The following is a 16,345-nucleotide window of genomic DNA, read 5'->3' as shown; positions in this document are numbered from 1 at the left end:
CCGCCGCCCGGCGCCGGCTCACCGGGCCTCCCTCAGGGCTGCATGCAGTTCTTGAAGAGGCCGCACGGACATCTCGCCGCGGATGAGCGCCTCGATCCCCATCACGGCGGCCGCCGCGCCCGGCAGCGTGGTGATGCACGGGATGTCGCTCACCACGGCCGCGCTGCGGATCTCGTAGCCGTCCTGGCGGCCGCTGGAGCCCTGCGGGGTGTTGATGACCAGGTCGACCTCGCCGGCCGCGATCAGCGACACCGCGTTGCGCCCGCCGCCCTCCTCGAAGCGCTTGGGCACGATCTCGCAGGCCACGCCGTAGCGGCGCAGCACCTCGCCGGTGCCCGAGGTGGCCACGATGGCGAAGCCGAGGTCGGCCAGGCGCTTGACCGGGAAGACGATCCCCCGCTTGTCGCGGTTGGCCACCGTGACGAGCACCGTGCCGGCGGTGGGCAGCGAGCCGTACGCCGCCGCCTGCGACTTCGCGAACGCGTGCCCGAAGGACGGGTCGATGCCCATCACCTCGCCGGTGGACTTCATCTCCGGGCCGAGCAGGTTGTCCACGCCCTTGCCCTCGGTGGTGCGGAACCGCTTGAACGGCAGCACCGCCTCCTTGACCGCGATCGGGGCGTGCTCGGGCAGCGCGCCGCCGTCGCCCTCGGCCGGCAGCAGGCCCTCGGCGCGCAGCTCGGCGAGCGTGGCGCCGAGCGCGATGCGGGCCGCGGCCTTGGCCAGGGGTACCGCCGTCGCCTTGGACACGAACGGCACGGTGCGCGAGGCGCGCGGGTTGGCCTCCAGCACGTACAGCACGTCGTCCTTGAGCGCGTACTGCACGTTGAGCAGCCCCCGCACGCCGATGCCGCGGGCGATGGCCGCCGTGTAGCGGCGCACCTCGGCCAGGTGCACCGCGGCGAGCGTGATCGGCGGCAGCGCGCAGGACGAGTCGCCGGAGTGGATGCCGGCCTCCTCGATGTGCTCCATGACGCCGCCGAGGTACACCTCGCCGGTCGCGTCGCACAGCGCGTCGACGTCGATCTCGATGGCGTCGTCGAGGAAGCGGTCGACGAGCACCGGGTGGGCCGGCGAGATCTCGGTGGCCCGGCCGATGTAGTCGCGCAGCGTCGACTCGTCGTAGACGATCTCCATGCCGCGGCCGCCGAGCACGTACGACGGGCGTACGAGCACCGGGTAGCCGATCTCGTCGGCGATCAGCTTCGCCTCCGGGAACGTGGTGGCGGTGCCGTGGGCCGGCGAGCGCAGCCCGGCCTCGGTCAGCAGCTTGCCGAACAGGCCGCGGTCCTCGGCGAGGTCGATGGCGGCCGGCGAGGTGCCGACGATCGGCACGCCGGCCCGCTCGAGCCGCTCGGCCAGGCCCAGCGGGGTCTGCCCGCCCAGCTGCACGATCACGCCCACGACGCCGGGGCCGCCGGCCTCGCGGCCGGAGCTGTCCTCGGCGTGCACGACCTCGAGCACGTCCTCGAACGTGAGCGGCTCGAAGTACAGCCGGTCGGCGGTGTCGTAGTCGGTCGAGACCGTCTCCGGGTTGCAGTTGACCATGACGGTCTCGTAGCCCTTGGCGCGCAGGGCCATGACCGCGTGGACGCACGAGTAGTCGAACTCGATGCCCTGGCCGATGCGGTTCGGGCCGGAGCCCAGGATGATCACCTTCGGCCGGTCGGACGGGGTGACCTCGGTCTCGTCCTCGTAGGTGCTGTAGTGGTACGGCGTGCCGGCGGCGAACTCCGCGGCGCACGTGTCCACGGTCTTGTACACCGGCCGCAGCCCGAGGCGGTGGCGCAGGCTGCGCACCCCGTCCTCGCCGGCGAACTCGGGGCGCAGCGCCGCGATCTGCCGGTCGGAGAGGCCCGCACGCTTGGCCCGGCGCAGCAGCGGCCGGTCGAGCACGGCGGCGTCGACGATCTCGGCCCGCAGCTCCACGAGCGCGGCGAGCTGGTCGACGAACCACGGGTCGTAGCCCGACACCGCGGCGACTTCTTCGACGGTGTGCCCCTGCCGCAGCGCCCGCTCGGCGGTGTAGAGCCGACCGTCGTGCGGGATGCGCAGATCGTCCAGGGCGGATTCATCCGACTTATCCGGTACCGTCCAGAAACCCGCGGCCTTCGTCTCCAGCGAGCGCATGGCCTTGCCGAGGGCCTCGGCGAAGGTCCGCCCGAGCGACATCGCCTCGCCGACCGACTTCATGGTGGTGGTGAGCTCCGGGTCGGCGCCCGGGAACTTCTCGAAGGCGAACCGCGGGATCTTCACCACGACGTAGTCCAGCGACGGCTCGAAGGCGGCCGGCGTCTTGAGGGTGATGTCGTTGGGGATCTCGTCGAGGGTGTAGCCGATGGCGAGCTTGGCCGCGATCTTCGCGATCGGGAAGCCGGTCGCCTTGCTCGCGAGGGCGCTGGAGCGCGACACCCGCGGGTTCATCTCGATGACGACGAGCCGGCCGGTGGCCGGGTTGACCGCGAACTGGATGTTGCAGCCGCCGGTGTCGACGCCGACCTCGCGCAGCACGGCGATGCCGAGGTCCCGCAGCCGCTGGTACTCCACGTCGGTGAGCGTCATCGCCGGCGCCACGGTGACGGAGTCGCCGGTGTGCACGCCCATCGCGTCGACGTTCTCGATCGAGCACACGACCACGACGTTGTCGTGCTTGTCGCGCATGAGCTCGAGCTCGTACTCCTTCCAGCCGAGCACGCTCTCCTCGATGAGCACCTCGTGCACCGGGGAGGCGGCGAGGCCCCCGCCGGCGAGCCGGTCGAGGTCCTCGGGCGTGTGCGCCATGCCCGAGCCGAGGCCGCCCATGGTGAAGGAGGGGCGGATGACGACCGGCAGGCCGAGCTCGGCGACGGTGGCGTGCACCTCCTCCATGGAGTGGCAGACCCGCGAGCGGGGCGTCTCGCCGCCGGCCCGGGCCACGATGTCCTTGAAGAGCTGGCGGTCCTCGCCGCGGCGGATGGCGTCGATGTCGGCGCCGATGAGCTCCACGCCGTACTTGTCCAGGACCCCCGCCTCGTGCAGCGCGACGGCGGTGTTGAGCGCCGTCTGCCCGCCGAGGGTGGCCAGCAGCGCGTCGGGGCGCTCGCGGGCGATCACCTGCTCGACGAACTCGGGCGTGATCGGCTCGACGTAGGTGGCGTCGGCGAACTCGGGGTCGGTCATGATCGTGGCCGGGTTGCTGTTCACCAGGCTCACCCGCAGGCCCTCGGCCCGCAGCACGCGGCACGCCTGGGTGCCGGAGTAGTCGAACTCGCAGGCCTGGCCGATGACGATCGGGCCGGAGCCGATGACGAGGACGTGCCGGAGGTCGGTGCGCTTAGGCATTGCTCTGCATCAGCTCCGCGAATCGATCGAACAGGTAATCCGCGTCGTGCGGCCCCGCTGCCGCCTCCGGGTGGTACTGCACGGTGAAGGCCGGCACGTCGAGGCAGCGAAGGCCCTCGACCACGTTGTCGTTGAGGCAGACGTGGCTCACCTCCACGGCGCCGAAGTCGGTCTGCACGCGGCCGTCGAGGGGCGCGTCGACCGCGAAGCCGTGGTTGTGGCTGGTCACCTCGACCTTGCCGGTGGTGCGGTCCAGCACCGGCTGGTTGATACCCCGGTGGCCGTACCCGAGCTTGTACGTGCCGAACCCCAGCGCCCGGCCGAGGATCTGGCTGCCGAAGCAGATCCCGAACAGCGGGATCTTCGCGGACATGACGGACCGGGCCAGGGCCACCGGGCCGTCGGCGGTGGCGGGGTCGCCCGGGCCGGGCGAGAAGAACACCGCGTCGGCGCCGAGCGCCCTGATGTCCTCGAGCGTGGCGGAGGCGGGCAGCACGTGGGTGGTCACCCCGCGGGCGGCCAGCCGGCGGGGCACGTTGCGCTTGATGCCCAGGTCGATGGCCGCGACCGTGAGCCGGTGCTCGCCCTCGGCCGGCACGGTGTACCGCTGCGGCGTGCTCACCTCGGCGGACAGGTCGGCGCCGAGCATCTGCGGCTGCCGGCGGACCCGCTCGAGCAGCGCGTCGCGGTCGTCCTCGACGCTGGACACCCCGACCCGCATCGCGCCGCGCTCGCGCAGGTGCCGGGTGAGCGCGCGGGTGTCGATGCCGCTGATCCCGACGACGCCCTCGGCGGCGAGGCGGTCCTGCAGGCTGCCGCCGGCCCGCCAGTTGGAGTAGGTGCGGGACGGGTCGCGCACGACGTAGCCGGCGACCCAGATCCGCGCGGACTCGTCGTCCTCGTCGTTGATGCCGGTGTTGCCGATCTGCGGAGCGGTCTGCACGACGACCTGGCGGTGGTACGAGGGGTCGGTCAGCGTCTCCTGGTAGCCGGTCATGCCGGTGTTGAAGACCGCCTCACCGAAGGTCTCGCCGACGGCGCCGAACGCCTCGCCCCGGAACGTTCGCCCGTCCTCCAGGACGAGCAAGGCGGCTTTCGGGGTATTCGCTTTATGGGTCAACGTGTCGCCTTTCCGTTCAAGACCGTCGGCTCGCCGCGCAGGTAGGTCGCCTCGATGCGGCCGCGCAGTTCCATTCCGGCGTAGGGGGTGTTGCGGGAGCGGCTGGCCAGGGCCGTCGGGTCGACGGTCCAGCGCACGCCCGGGTCGAAGATCGCGATGTTGGCCGGCGCGCCCACCCGCAGGGCCTCACCCTGGCCGCGGAGCCCGGCGATGCGGGCCGGCGCGGTGGACATCCAGCCGGCGATGCGGTCCCACTGCGGGCCCATGGTCGCCACGACGATCGCCAGGGCCGTCTCCAGCCCGAGCATGCCGGGCCGGGCGTACGCCCACTCGCACTCTTTGTCCTCCACGCTGTGCGGGGCGTGGTCGGTGGCGACGCAGTCGATGGTGCCGTCGAGCAGCCCCTCGCGCAGGGCCTGCACGTCGGCCTCGGTGCGCAGCGGCGGGTTGACCTTGAAGACGGGGTCGTACTGCGTGGCGCGGTCCTCGGTGAGCAGCAGGTGGTGCGGGGTGACCTCGGCGGTGACCTGCCAGCCCTTGGACTTGGCCCAGCGGATCAGCTCGACGCTGCCCGCGGTGGAGACGTGGCAGATGTGCAGGCGGGCGCCCACGTGGCCGGCCAGCAGCACGTCGCGGGCGATGATCGCCTCCTCGGCCACGGCCGGCCAGCCGGTGAGCCCCAGGCGGGCGGCGACCTCGCCCTCGTTCATCTGCGCGCCGGTGGTCAGCCGCGGCTCCTCGGCGTGCTGGGCGATGACCCCGTCGAACGCCTTCACGTACTCCAGGGCCCGCCGCATGAGCCGCGGGTCGGACACGCAGTGCCCGTCGTCGGAGAAGACGCGTACCCGTGCGGCGGAGTCCGCCATCGCGCCGAGCTCGGCCAGCTGCTCGCCGGCCAGGCCCACGGTGACGGCGCCGACGGGCTGCACGTCGACCAGGCCGGCCTCGCGGCCGAGCCGCCACACCTGCTCCACCACGCCCGCGGTGTCAGCGACCGGCGAGGTGTTGGCCATCGCGCAGACGGCCGTGTAGCCGCCCAGGGCGGCGGCCCGGGAGCCGGACTCGACGGTCTCGGCGTCCTCACGGCCCGGCTCGCGCAGGTGGGTGTGCAGGTCCACCAGGCCCGGCAGCGCGATCAGGTCGCCCTTCTTGTCCGGGTCGATGGCGACGATCACCCCGTCCTCGACGGTGATCTCCCCGGCGCTGGTCCCAGCGATCTTCACGACTTTCCTCCGAGCAGCAGGTAGAGGACCGCCATGCGCACCGAGACGCCGTTGGCGACCTGTTCAACGATCGTGGAGCGGGCAGAGTCGGCGACCTCGGGCGCGATCTCCATGCCGCGGTTCATCGGGCCGGGGTGCATGACGATCGCGTGCTCGGGCAGCCGGCGCATGCGCGGGACGTCGAAGCCGTAGCGGCGGGAGTACTCGCGCTCGGAGGGGAAGTACGCCTGGTTCATCCGCTCGCGCTGGACCCGCAGCATCATCACCACGTCGGCGTCGGGCACCACCGCGTCGAGGTCGTAGCAGGTCTTCGCCGGCCAGGCGTCCACGCCCACGGGCAGCAGCGTCGGCGGTGCGACGAGCGTCACCTTCGCCCCCAGCGTGTGCAGCAGCTGCACGTTGGAGCGGGCGACGCGGGAGTGCAGCACGTCGCCGACGATGGCGACATTGAGGCCGGCGAGGCGGCCGAGGCGGCTGCGCATCGTGTAGGCGTCCAGCAGCGCCTGGGTCGGGTGCTCGTGGGTGCCGTCGCCGGCGTTGACCACGCTGCCCTCGACCCAGTTGGCCAGCCGGTGCGGCGCGCCGCTGGCCGGGTGGCGCACCACCACGGCGTCGGCGCCCATCGCCTGCAGCGTCAGCGCGGTGTCCTTGAGACTTTCACCCTTGGAGACGCTCGAGCCCTTGGCCGAGAAGTTGATGACGTCGGCGGACAGGCGCTTGGCGGCGGCCTCGAAGGAGATCCGGGTGCGGGTCGAGTCCTCGTAGAAGAGGTTCACGACGGTGCGGCCGCGCAGGGTCGGCAGCTTCTTGACCTCGCGCGCGGCCAGGCCGGCCATCTCACCCGCGGTGTCGAGCACCAGGGTGGCGGTCGGGGCGTCGAGGTCGGCCGAGCTCAACAGGTGCTTGATCATGCCCGGTCTCCCCTGTTCTTGATCACTACGGCGTCGTTGCCGTCGATCTCGCTGGTCAGCACCCGGACGTTCTCGTCGATCGAGGTCGGGATGTTCTTGCCCACGTAGTCGGCCCGGATCGGCAGCTCGCGGTGGCCGCGGTCGACGAGGACCGCCAGCTGCACCATGCGGGGCCGGCCGAGATCCTTGAGCGCGTCGAGCGCGGCCCGGACCGTGCGCCCGGAGAACAGCACGTCGTCGACGAGGATGACCCGGCGGCCGTCGAGGCCGCCCGGGGGAATTTCGGTGTGACCCACGGCACGGGTCGCCTGCAGGCGCAGATCGTCCCGATACAGCGTGATGTCCAACACACCCACCGGGACGTCAAAGCCCTCGAAAGCGGCGATCCGGGCGGCCAGGCGGCGGGCGAGCGGCACGCCGCGAGAAGGTATGCCCAGCAGCACCGTTTCGGCCGCGCCGGACGTCTTTTCCAGGATCTGGTGGGCGATACGGTCAACCACCCGGGCGAAATCTGCCGCCGTCAGGATGGTTTTTCCCAGCTCAGCGCCGGTTGTCGGAGACGACAAACCAGGACCCCCTTCCCCGCCTCACCGGACGGGTCGTTAAAGGACGTCGAACGTCAACTACCCTAACAACCGCCCTGACCAGGGCAACGGAAGGGGCTCGCCCACTTGACCGCGCGTCGCGCGCCAGTTACGGTCACGCTCCGTAGCGATCGCTGGGGAAACCCCTCAGGCCAGTGACTGGGAGTGTCCGTATGCCGTCTGAGTACGCCAAGTCTCTTGGTGCTCGCCTGCGCTCGATTCGACAGCAGCAGGGGCTGTCTCTGCAGGGTGTCGAGGAGAAGTCGGCAGGGCGTTGGAAGGCCGTCGTCGTCGGGTCGTATGAGCGTGGCGACCGTGCCGTCACCGTCTCTCGCCTGGCCGAGCTGGCGGAGTTCTACCGCGTGCCCGTCGCCGAACTGCTGCCCGAGGGCAGTGGCGTGCGCCACGAGCCCACCAACAAGATCGTCCTCGACCTGGAGCGCCTCTACGACGCCGGCGCCGAGGACCTCGCCTACGTCGCCCGCTACGCCCGGGCGATCCAGCAGCAGCGCGGCGACTACAACGGCCGCGTGCTGTCCATCCGCGCTGACGACCTGCGCGCGCTGGCGATCGTGTACGACGCCTCGCCGTCCGGTCTCGTCGAGCGGCTCAACGAGCACGGCGTGCTGGTCACCGACCCGCGGAGCCTGTTCCAGAGCTGAGCAGTGCGAAAAGGGCCCGCGCCGATGCCGGCGCGGGCCCTTTCTCATGTCGCGTAGTCGGCTATTCGCCCGAGGATGCCGTTGAGGAAGCGCGGGGAGTCGTCCGTGGACAGCGTCTCCGCCAGCTCCACCGCCTCGGTGATGGCGACCGGGTTGTCGATCTCGTCGTTGTACAGCAGCTCGTACACGGCGATGCGGGCCAGGTTGCGGTCCACCACCGGCATCCGCTCGAGCGTCCAGCCCTCGGCGTAGCTCGACAGCAGCTCGTCGATGCGCGCGGCATGGCTCTCCACGCCCTCGACCAGCTGGACCGTGTACGGCAGGTACGACGGCTTCGGCTCCTCCAGGTTGGCCACGTAGGCGCTCAGCACCGTCCCGCGCGGCTCACCGCGCAGGTCGGCCTGGTAGAGCACGTCGAGCGCCCGCTTGCGGGCCTTGCGCCGAGCGGTCATCTGGGCGGTGACCTCACCGCCCAGGAACGAGCTGCCGCCGGTTGCGCCGTTCGTCACGCGCGGCCCAGGTAACGGCTGTCGCGGGTGTCGACCTTGATCTTCTCGCCGGTCGAGATGAACAGCGGCACGTTGACCGTGGCGCCGGTCTCCACCGTGGCCGGCTTGGTGCCGCCGGTCGAGCGGTCGCCCTGCAGGCCCGGCTCGGTGTAGGTGACCTCGAGGATCACCGAGGTCGGCAGCTCGACGTACAGCGGAGCACCCTCGTGCGTGGCGATGATCACCTCGGCCTCGGGCAGCAGGAACTTGCTGGCCTCGCCGACGGTCCCGCCGGGGACGGTGATCTGGTCGTACGTGTCCAGGTCCATGAACACGAAGTCCTCGCCGTCGGCGTAGAGGTACTGCATCGTGCGCTTGTCGACCGTGGCGGTGTCGACCTTGGTCCCGGCGTTGAACGTGCGGTCGACCACCTTGCCGGAGAGCACGTTCTTGAGGGTGGTCCGCACGAACGCGCCGCCCTTGCCCGGCTTGACATGCTGGAACTCAACGACGGTCCACAGGTCGCCGTCGAGGTTGAGCACCAGGCCGTTCTTCAGGTCGTTCGTGGTTGCCATGAGGTGACGTCACTTTCGTCGCTGCCGGCCACCTGAGCCGGGGAGATGTGGTCCCGAGCGACGCGTACAACCGCCGGCGCGGGAAAGGCCCGGAGAAGTGTACCGGGCAGGCAAAATCGGCCCGAGACAGTGTACCGGCCCTCTGGGGTCGCCGTTCACCTCTCGTTAACCATTTATACATCTAACTCTGCCAGCGTGCCCGGGTGGGAAGACCGGACCTCCTCAACCGTACCCTCGGCTTCGCCGGATCGGTCGCGATCGCGGTGGGCGGCCTCGCCGCCGGGGCCCTTCCCGAGCGCGACCCTTTTGCGCACTGGCCGGTGATCCGTGAGTTACGCGCCTTCCCGCTGGTAGCGATCGCCGGCACCTACGTCGGCCTTGCCCTGCTGTGCGGCGCGTGGCTGCGCCTGCGCCGATCCCTGGATGATCACTCTCCCGGGGAACTGATCCGCACCCTGCTGTGCTGGGCCGCGCCGCTCGCGCTCGTCCCGCCGATGTTCAGCCAGGACGTGTACAGCTACCTCGCCCAGGGCGCGATGGTGCACGAGGGCCTGGACGCGTACAAGTTCGGCCCCTCGATGCTCGGCGGGCACTTCGCCGCCGACGTCCCCACGATCTGGCAGAACACCCCGGCGCCGTACGGCCCGCTGTTCCTGCGCGCGTCCGCCGCCGTGGTGAACCTCACGGGCAACAACGTCGTCGCCGGCGTCCTGGCGTTCCGGCTCATCGCGCTCATTGGCATCGCCCTGGTGGTGGCCTGCCTGCCCGGCATCGCGAGCCGCCTCGGCGTGTCACCGCAGCGCGCGCTGTGGTTCGGCGCCCTGAACCCGCTGCTGCTGCTCCACCTGGTCGCCGGCATGCACAACGACGCGCTGATGGTCGGCCTGATGACGGCCGGCGTCTACCTGGCGGTACGCCGCCAGCCCGCCATCGGCGCCGCCCTGATCGGCGCCGCCGCCCTGATCAAGGCCCCCGCGGCCCTGGCACTGGTCACCGTCGTGGTCCTCAACCCGAAGGCCTTCGCCCGCATCGGCGCCGCCGCGGCCGCCTCGTTCGCCGGCCTGCAACTCGCGTCCGGCCTGGGCATCGGCTGGATCGGCGCGATGAAGACCCCGACGTCGGTGCGCAACGGCCTGTCGTTCAGCACCGACCTGGGCATGCTGCTCGGCGCCCTGGGCTGGCCGGGCCCGATGCAGTTCATCCGCACGTTCGCCGCGGTCGTCGGCTGCCTGCTGGCCTGCTGGGCCCTCGTACGGGCGGCCAACCCGGTCGCCGGCCTGGGCCTGGCCCTGAGCTCGGTGATCCTGCTCGGCCCGGTGGTGCATCCGTGGTATCTGCTGTGGGCCTTCGTGCCGCTGGCCGCCGGTTTGCAGCGGATACCGCAGGCGGCGGTGTGGGGCTCGGTCGGCCTGGCGCTGTTCCTCCTGCCAACCGGGGCGCCGGGGTATCCGGAGGCGGTGGTCGCGGCGTCGATCGGCACGGTGGCGGGGCTGCTCTATCTGCGGATGCGGCCGCCTATGGAGGCGGGGGTGCCGCTCTCGCCGGCGCTGACTCCTGCGCTGGCGTCGCCGCTCACGCCGGCCTTGACTCCGCCGCTGGCCTCGTCCCTAGCCCCTTCGCTGGCCTCGGCCCAGCGCGTGGCCGCCCGTTAGCCGACGGCGAGCCCTTCGCAAACCGCAACACCGGTCGTCGGTGCGCTCGGTGCGCATGCCGGTAAGTCGGGCACTCCGTGCCACGACTTACCGGATTTATACCCCGACGCCGCATAAATCCGACAAGTCGCGGCGCGGAGCGCCCGACTTGTCGTTATCGCACCCGTACGGCGCGGACGTGGCACCAAGGTGCGGAGGCGCTCCCCCGGCGCGCAACGGCCTGACCGCGTAACCGACCGTCCGCCGCGAGGGACCCCCACCCCGGTCTCGTGCACCGGGTGCCCATCGGCTGGCGTTACCGAGGTGCGAGCGGCGGCCAGCCGGGCGCCGAACCGAGGTGCGGGCGGCAGCAGACCGGACGCCGTTACCGCTCTCCGACATACGAGCGACGAGCCTCCAACGTGTGAGCGACGAACCGCCGAGATACACGAGCGGTTCATCCGGGTGCGCCTGTTCGTCCGGATTTATGCCCCGCCGACGTATAAATCCGACAAGTCGTGGCGCGGAGCGCCCGACTTGTCGAACAGCCGAGCGCGCGGCGGGCCGGCGGAGCGCCCGATCAGCGGGCGACCGCGCCGTACGCCTCCTGCAGCAGCTCGTCCGACGGCCCGGCCAGCGTCCCAGGCGCCGCAAGGCCGTCGAGCACCACGAAGCGCAACGTCGCCCCCCGGGCCTTCTTGTCCACCCGCATCGCCGCGTGCAGATCCGGCCACGCCTCCGCCGCGTACGACACCGGCAGGCCCAGCAGCTCCAGCACCGCCCGGTGCCGAGCCGCCACGTCCGGCGCCAGGCGGCCCGACAGGCGGCCCAGCTCCGCCGCGAACACGAGGCCGACGCTGATCGCGTGGCCGTGCTTCCAGCGGTACTTCTCCCGGCGCTCGATCGCGTGCCCCAGCGTGTGCCCGTAGTTGAGGATCTCGCGCAGCCCGCCCTCGCGAAGGTCCACGGTGACGACGCGAGCCTTGACCGTCACGGAGCGCTCGACGAGCTCGGCCAGCACCGGCCCGGCCGGGTCGAGCGCGGCGGCCGGGTCGGCCTCGATCAGGTCCAGGATCGCGGGGTCGGCGATGAAGCCGCACTTGACGATCTCGGCCATGCCCGCGAGCAGGTCGTCGGCGGGGAGGGTGTCGAGGGCGGCGAGGTCGCACAGGACGCCGGCGGGCTCGTAGAAGGCGCCCACGAGGTTCTTGCCGGCCGCGGTGTTGATGCCGGTCTTGCCGCCGACGGCGGCGTCGACCATGCCGAGCAGGCTCGTGGGGACGGTGACGAGGCGTACGCCGCGCAGCCAGCACGCCGCGACGAAGCCGGCCAGATCGGTGACGGCGCCGCCGCCGACCCCCACGACCGCGTCGGAGCGCGTGAAGGCGGCCTCGCCGAGGGCGTCCCAGCACTGGGCCGCGACGGAGATGTCCTTGCCGGCCTCGGCGTCGGGTACCTCGATCGGCAGCACCGAGTGGCCGGCGGCCCGCAGGCGCTCCTCGGCGCGCTCGGCGTGCGCGCGGACCGGGGCGGCGTAGATCAGCGCGACCTGGTTGGCCCCCTGGACCAGGCCCGGCAGCTCGCCGTAGACGTCACGGCCGATCTTCACGTTGTACGTCGAGACGTCGACGGTCTTCACAGCCGCTCCGCCAGCTCGTCGGCGATCTCCTCGGGGGAGCGGCCGTCGGTCACGATCGTGATGGTCGCGACCTCCTCGTAGAGCGGGCGGCGCTGATCGAGCAGGTGCTTGAGCGTGGCCCGGGGGTTGATCGCCAGCAGCGGGCGGCCGGCGCCGAGGCCGACGCGGGAGATGGCGTCGGCGAACCCGACGGCGAGGTACACCACCGTGTGACCGGCCAGGGCCTTGCGGTTCTCCTCGGCCAGCACGGCGCCGCCGCCCAGGGCCAGCACGCCGTCGAAGCCGGCGAGCTCGTCGGCGAGCGTGGCGCGCTCCAGGGCGCGGAAGTGGTCCTCGCCCTCGTCGAAGAAGATCTCGGGGATCGGCTTGCCGGCGCGCTCCTCGATCGCCGCGTCGGCGTCGCGGAACGGCACGCCGAGGCGGGCGGCCAGCAGCTCCCCCACGGTCGTCTTACCGGCGCCGGGGGCGCCGACGAGCACGGCCCGGGGGCTCACCGGATGACCAGGTTGTCGAGGTACCCGGCGACGTTGCGGCGGATCTCGGCCACCGAGTCGCCGCCGAACTTCTCCAGCGCCGCCTCGGCCAGCACCAGCGCCACCATCGCCTCGGCGACGACGGCGGCGGCCGGGACCGCGCAGACGTCGGAGCGCTGGTTGATCGCGGTCGCGGGCTCGCCGGTGGTCACGTCGACGGTCTGCAGGGCCCGGTTGAGCGACGAGATCGGCTTCATCGCGGCCCGCACGCGCAGCGGCTCGCCGGTGGTGATGCCGCCCTCGAGGCCGCCGGCGCGGTCGGTGACGCGCCGGACGCCGTCCGGGGTGTTGATGATCTCGTCGTGGGCGACGGAGCCGCGGGAGCGGGCCTGCGTAAAGGCGTCGCCGATCTCCACGCCCTTGATCGCCTGGATCGACATGAGGGCCGTGGCGAGCCGCGCGTCGAGCTTGCGGTCCCACTGCACGTGGCTGCCCAGGCCCGGCGGCACCCCGTACGCCAGCACCTCGACGATCCCGCCCAGCGTGTCGGCGTCCTTCTTGGCCGCGTCGACCTCTTCGACCATCCGGGCACTCGCGTCCGGGTCGAGGCAGCGCAGCGGGTCGGCGTCGATGCGCTCGAAGTCCTCCGGCCGGGGCAGCAGGCCGGGCTTGGCGGCGACCGAGCCGAGCTCGATGACGTGCGAGACGATCTCGACGCCGAGGGCCTGGCGCAGCAGCGCCTTGGCCACGGTGCCGACCGCGACCCGGGCCGCGGTCTCGCGCGCGCTGGCCCGCTCGAGGATGGGCCGGGCGTCGGTGTGCCCGTACTTCTGCATGCCCGCCAGGTCGGCGTGCCCGGGCCGGGGCCGGGTCAGCGGCGCGTTGCGGGCCTGCGCGGCCAGCACGTCCGGGTCGACGGGGTCGGCCGCCATGACCGTCTCCCACTTCGGCCACTCGCTGTTGCCGACGCGGATGGCCACCGGGCTGCCGAGCGTGAGCCCGTGCCGGAGGCCGCCGATGAACTCGACGACGTCCTGCTCGAAGCTCATCCGGGCGCCGCGGCCGTAGCCGAGGCGTCGACGGGCCAGCTCAGCCGCCACCGACGCGCTCGTCAGCTCGATCCCGGCGGGCACGCCCTCCAGGACCGCGACGAGCGCCGGGCCATGGGATTCTCCAGCGGTCAACCAGCGCAGCACGCCAGCAAGTCTGTCACGGACTCCGATCACGCCCCGGACAGGGCCGCGCGCATCTCACCCACTGGCGCCTTGGCCCCGGTGAAGAGCTCGAACTGGTCGACCGCCTGCCACAGCAGCAGGTCCAGGCCCGACACGATCGGGCACCCGGCGGCCTGGGCGCCGGCGGCCAGGGGCGTCGGCCAGGGGTCGTAGATCGCGTCGAAGACGACGGGGCGTTGCGAGAAGTCGGCGAGCCCGAGGTGGTCGGCGGCCCCCTTGGGTACCGTCGAAATGACCACGGGCGCGGACATCGCCTCGGCCGCGGACGCCCAGGGCGCGGCGGTCAGCTCGACGTCCAGGGCCTCGGCCACCGGCCGCAGTTCCTCGGCCGCCTCCGGTCTGCGGGTGTACACCGTGACGTCCGCGGCCAGGCTGGCCGCCGCCGCGATCGCCGCCCGGGCCGTCCCGCCCGCACCGAGCAGCGCCAGCCGGGGCGTGCGCGACACCCCGGCCTCCAGCAGCGCCCGAACCATGCCCGGCGCGTCGGTGTTGTAGGCGTGCCAGCCGTACGAGCGCCGCACGAGGGTGTTGGCCGCGCCGATCGCCGCCGCGAACGGGTCGACGAGCGCGGCGACGCCGAGCGCGACCTCCTTGAGCGGCATGGTCAGCGACAGGCCGGCCCACTCGGGCCCGAGCGAGGCGACCAGCGGCGCCAGGTCCTCTTCGCCGCATTCGATCGCCGTGTACTTCCAGTCGCGAAGCCCCGCCGCCGCGTACCCGGCGTTGTGGATCGCCGGTGAGCGCGAATGGCCCACCGGCTTGCCCAGTACCGCGGCTCGCACTACTTGACGCCGTTCTTCTGGGCCTGCGCCCAAAGGTCCTGGAACTCCTTGTACGTCTTGGCGTAGGCGGTGTCGCCGGCCGTGTTGATGGCCAGGAAGTAGTAGAACTCGGCCTTGGTCTTGTCCGGCGCCATGGCCGCGCTCAGGGCGCTGGTGCCCGGGTTGCTGATCGGGCCGATCGGCATGCCGGGGTTGTCGTGGGTGTTGTACGGGTTGTTCTTGTTGTGCAGCTCGGAGTTCAGCAGCTCGGTCGAGGGCTTCGCGCCCTTGCCGGTGATGCGCAGGTAGTAGTTCACCGTGCTGTCGACCTGCAGGCAGTTGCAGGGGAACTTGTTGCTGTACACCCGGTTGTAGAGCACCCGCACGATGCCCGCCTGGTCCTTGTCGAGCCCCTCGACCTGCGCGATCGACGCGCCGACGAGCGCCTCGAACGGCGAGATGTGCAGGGTGTTCGTCACCGCGTCGATGAAGCCGATCTTCTCGACTTCCTGGTTGAAGCGCTGGACGATGATCTTGAGGATGCCGGTGGCGTCGACGTTGGGCGGGAACTCGTACGTCGCCGGGAACAGGAAGCCCTCGATGCCCGGGGCCCGCTCCTTCTTGTCCGTTCGCGTGTACCAGACGTCGCCGACGCCGAGCGCCTTCGGATCCTTGGCCGCGTTCTCGAAGTCCTCGTAGGGGATCTTCGTCGCCTCGGACAGCTTCTTGAACGTGTCCTGCCAGGTCAGACCCTCGGCCAGGGTCACTTTGTTCACGAGGCGGCTGTGCGGGTCGAGCATCAGCGTCAGCGCGGCCGAGGCCTTCATCTGCTTGCGCATGTTGTAGAAGCCCGGCTGCAGCTTCTTGCTGCGCTCGTCGTTCTTGGCCGCCTCGACGAACGCCTTGGCGCTCTTGACGACGCCCTTCTCCTGCAGCGTGTTGCCGATGTCCGCGGCGAGCTGGCCCTGGATGACCTCGACCGTGACCGACCCGGTGCCGCCGCCGTCGTAGTCGGGGGCGCTGAAAAGCCCCTTGATCTTGTCGATTCCGGCGTAGGCTCCAAGCGCCAGGCCGCCGACGACGAGCAGACAGAGGAAGAAGGCCAGGAAGGTCCTTCCGCCGCGCCCCTTCTTCTTCCTGCTCTTGGCCGGGGCCGAGGCGGCGCGCCGCCGGTGGTTACGCGGGCGCTCCTCGTCTTCCCAGGCCAGATCGAGCTCGTCCATCTGCACTCTGCCTCCTGGCGCTCAGCCGCGAACTGCTCCGGCACGTCTGGCGTCGAGCCAACGCTGCAGGATTTCCACCGCGGCCACCTGGTCGATGACCGCGCGCTGGCGCCTGCCTCGGACGCCGCGCTCCGACAGCCTACGTGCTGCCGTCGCCGTGGACATCCTCTCGTCCGTCAGCACGACAGGGACGGGCGCCGCCAGCTCCGCCAGCCGGTCCGCATATTGCCTGATCAGGACCGCCGCCGGGCCTTCCTTGCCGGCCAGGTTGATCGGCAGTCCGACGATGATCTCCACTGCCTCGTATTCACCGACGTAGCGGAGGATTTCCGACATGTCGGCCGGCGTCGCGTCACCTTCGGCGCGCTGGTCCCGGGCGACGGTCGCGACGGGGCTGGCAAGGATGCCGTCGGGATCGCACACGGCGACGCCGACCCGCACCGACCCCACGTCGATGCCGAGCCGCCGGCCGCGCACCCACTGCTGTTGCCCCACACGC

The 16,345-nt window shown here is 71.5% G+C and carries 15 protein-coding genes; 2 read left to right on the top strand and 13 right to left on the bottom strand.

All coding sequences use genetic code 11. The features are described 5' to 3' along the window. Positions 1 to 18: 18 nt before the first annotated feature. Genes carB through pyrR form a run of 5 tightly spaced genes read right to left on the bottom strand, consistent with a single transcriptional unit; the run spans position 19 to position 7,141 of the window. On the bottom strand, positions 19 to 3,321 hold the full coding sequence (gene carB, locus ACQEVU_RS05960) for a carbamoyl-phosphate synthase large subunit (protein WP_433321524.1): 3,303 nt from the start codon (positions 3,319 to 3,321) through the stop codon (positions 19 to 21). Continuing rightward, positions 3,314 to 4,441 carry a glutamine-hydrolyzing carbamoyl-phosphate synthase small subunit gene (gene carA / locus ACQEVU_RS05955; RefSeq protein ID WP_433321523.1) on the bottom strand — a complete coding sequence of 376 codons (1,128 nt, stop codon included), beginning with the start codon at positions 4,439 to 4,441 and terminating at the stop codon, positions 3,314 to 3,316. The genes carB and carA overlap by 8 nt, the downstream gene beginning before the upstream one ends. Continuing rightward, positions 4,438 to 5,634 carry a dihydroorotase gene (locus tag ACQEVU_RS05950; protein WP_433334816.1) on the bottom strand — a complete coding sequence of 399 codons (1,197 nt, stop codon included), beginning with the start codon at positions 5,632 to 5,634 and terminating at the stop codon, positions 4,438 to 4,440. The genes carA and ACQEVU_RS05950 overlap by 4 nt, the downstream gene beginning before the upstream one ends. A 26-nt stretch (positions 5,635 to 5,660) precedes the next feature. Continuing rightward, positions 5,661 to 6,575, bottom strand: coding sequence for an aspartate carbamoyltransferase catalytic subunit (locus ACQEVU_RS05945; protein ID WP_433321522.1), 915 nt, complete (start codon positions 6,573 to 6,575; stop codon positions 5,661 to 5,663). After that, entirely contained in the window at positions 6,572 to 7,141 is a 570-nt protein-coding gene (gene pyrR, locus ACQEVU_RS05940) for a bifunctional pyr operon transcriptional regulator/uracil phosphoribosyltransferase PyrR (protein WP_433321521.1), read from the bottom strand. The genes ACQEVU_RS05945 and pyrR overlap by 4 nt, the downstream gene beginning before the upstream one ends. A 191-nt stretch (positions 7,142 to 7,332) precedes the next feature. On the opposite strand from pyrR, the gene bldD reads away from it, so the two are divergent. Then, the gene (bldD, locus tag ACQEVU_RS05935; protein WP_033356835.1) at positions 7,333 to 7,821 is read left to right on the top strand and encodes a transcriptional regulator BldD; all 489 of its coding nucleotides are present in this window, start codon (positions 7,333 to 7,335) and stop codon (positions 7,819 to 7,821) included. Positions 7,822 to 7,865: 44 nt separating this feature from the next. Here bldD and nusB read toward each other — a convergent pair whose 3' ends face one another. Then, positions 7,866 to 8,273 carry a transcription antitermination factor NusB gene (gene nusB, locus ACQEVU_RS05930; RefSeq protein WP_433334814.1) on the bottom strand — a complete coding sequence of 136 codons (408 nt, stop codon included), beginning with the start codon at positions 8,271 to 8,273 and terminating at the stop codon, positions 7,866 to 7,868. Positions 8,274 to 8,326: 53 nt separating this feature from the next. Next, positions 8,327 to 8,884 carry an elongation factor P gene (gene efp, locus ACQEVU_RS05925; protein ID WP_433321520.1) on the bottom strand — a complete coding sequence of 186 codons (558 nt, stop codon included), beginning with the start codon at positions 8,882 to 8,884 and terminating at the stop codon, positions 8,327 to 8,329. A 203-nt stretch (positions 8,885 to 9,087) separates the two neighbouring features. Between efp and mptB the strand changes: the two genes are divergently transcribed. Next, positions 9,088 to 10,536 carry a polyprenol phosphomannose-dependent alpha 1,6 mannosyltransferase MptB gene (gene mptB / locus ACQEVU_RS05920; RefSeq protein ID WP_433321519.1) on the top strand — a complete coding sequence of 483 codons (1,449 nt, stop codon included), beginning with the start codon at positions 9,088 to 9,090 and terminating at the stop codon, positions 10,534 to 10,536. Positions 10,537 to 11,095: 559 nt separating this feature from the next. On the opposite strand, the gene aroB is transcribed toward mptB, so the two are convergent. From aroB to ruvX, 6 genes are read right to left on the bottom strand one after another with little or no spacing between them, the layout of a single operon-like run. Further along, on the bottom strand, positions 11,096 to 12,154 hold the full coding sequence (aroB, locus tag ACQEVU_RS05915) for a 3-dehydroquinate synthase (protein ID WP_433321518.1): 1,059 nt from the start codon (positions 12,152 to 12,154) through the stop codon (positions 11,096 to 11,098). Beyond that, positions 12,151 to 12,648, bottom strand: a complete 498-nt coding sequence (locus ACQEVU_RS05910) for a shikimate kinase (RefSeq protein WP_433321517.1) — start codon at positions 12,646 to 12,648, stop codon at positions 12,151 to 12,153. Before ACQEVU_RS05910 ends, aroB begins: the two co-directional genes overlap by 4 nt. Next, entirely contained in the window at positions 12,645 to 13,823 is a 1,179-nt protein-coding gene (gene aroC, locus ACQEVU_RS05905) for a chorismate synthase (RefSeq protein WP_433321516.1), read from the bottom strand. Before aroC ends, ACQEVU_RS05910 begins: the two co-directional genes overlap by 4 nt. Positions 13,824 to 13,849: 26 nt before the next feature. Beyond that, positions 13,850 to 14,644, bottom strand: a complete 795-nt coding sequence (locus ACQEVU_RS05900) for a shikimate dehydrogenase (RefSeq protein ID WP_433321515.1) — start codon at positions 14,642 to 14,644, stop codon at positions 13,850 to 13,852. After that, the gene (mltG, locus tag ACQEVU_RS05895; protein ID WP_433321514.1) at positions 14,644 to 15,846 is read right to left on the bottom strand and encodes an endolytic transglycosylase MltG; all 1,203 of its coding nucleotides are present in this window, start codon (positions 15,844 to 15,846) and stop codon (positions 14,644 to 14,646) included. Before mltG ends, ACQEVU_RS05900 begins: the two co-directional genes overlap by 1 nt. Before the next feature lie 21 nt (positions 15,847 to 15,867). Continuing rightward, a complete protein-coding gene (gene ruvX, locus ACQEVU_RS05890) occupies positions 15,868 to 16,341 on the bottom strand; it encodes a Holliday junction resolvase RuvX (RefSeq protein ID WP_433321513.1) in 474 nt (157 codons plus the stop codon). Positions 16,342 to 16,345: the final 4 nt, after the last annotated feature.

The sequence above is a fragment of the Dactylosporangium sp. CA-139066 genome (assembly GCF_050936175.1).
In the GTDB taxonomy this organism is placed as follows: Bacteria; Actinomycetota; Actinomycetes; order Mycobacteriales; family Micromonosporaceae; genus Dactylosporangium.
Note: the sequence above shows the minus strand (reverse complement) of the source record. Positions and strands in the feature narration are given on the sequence as shown.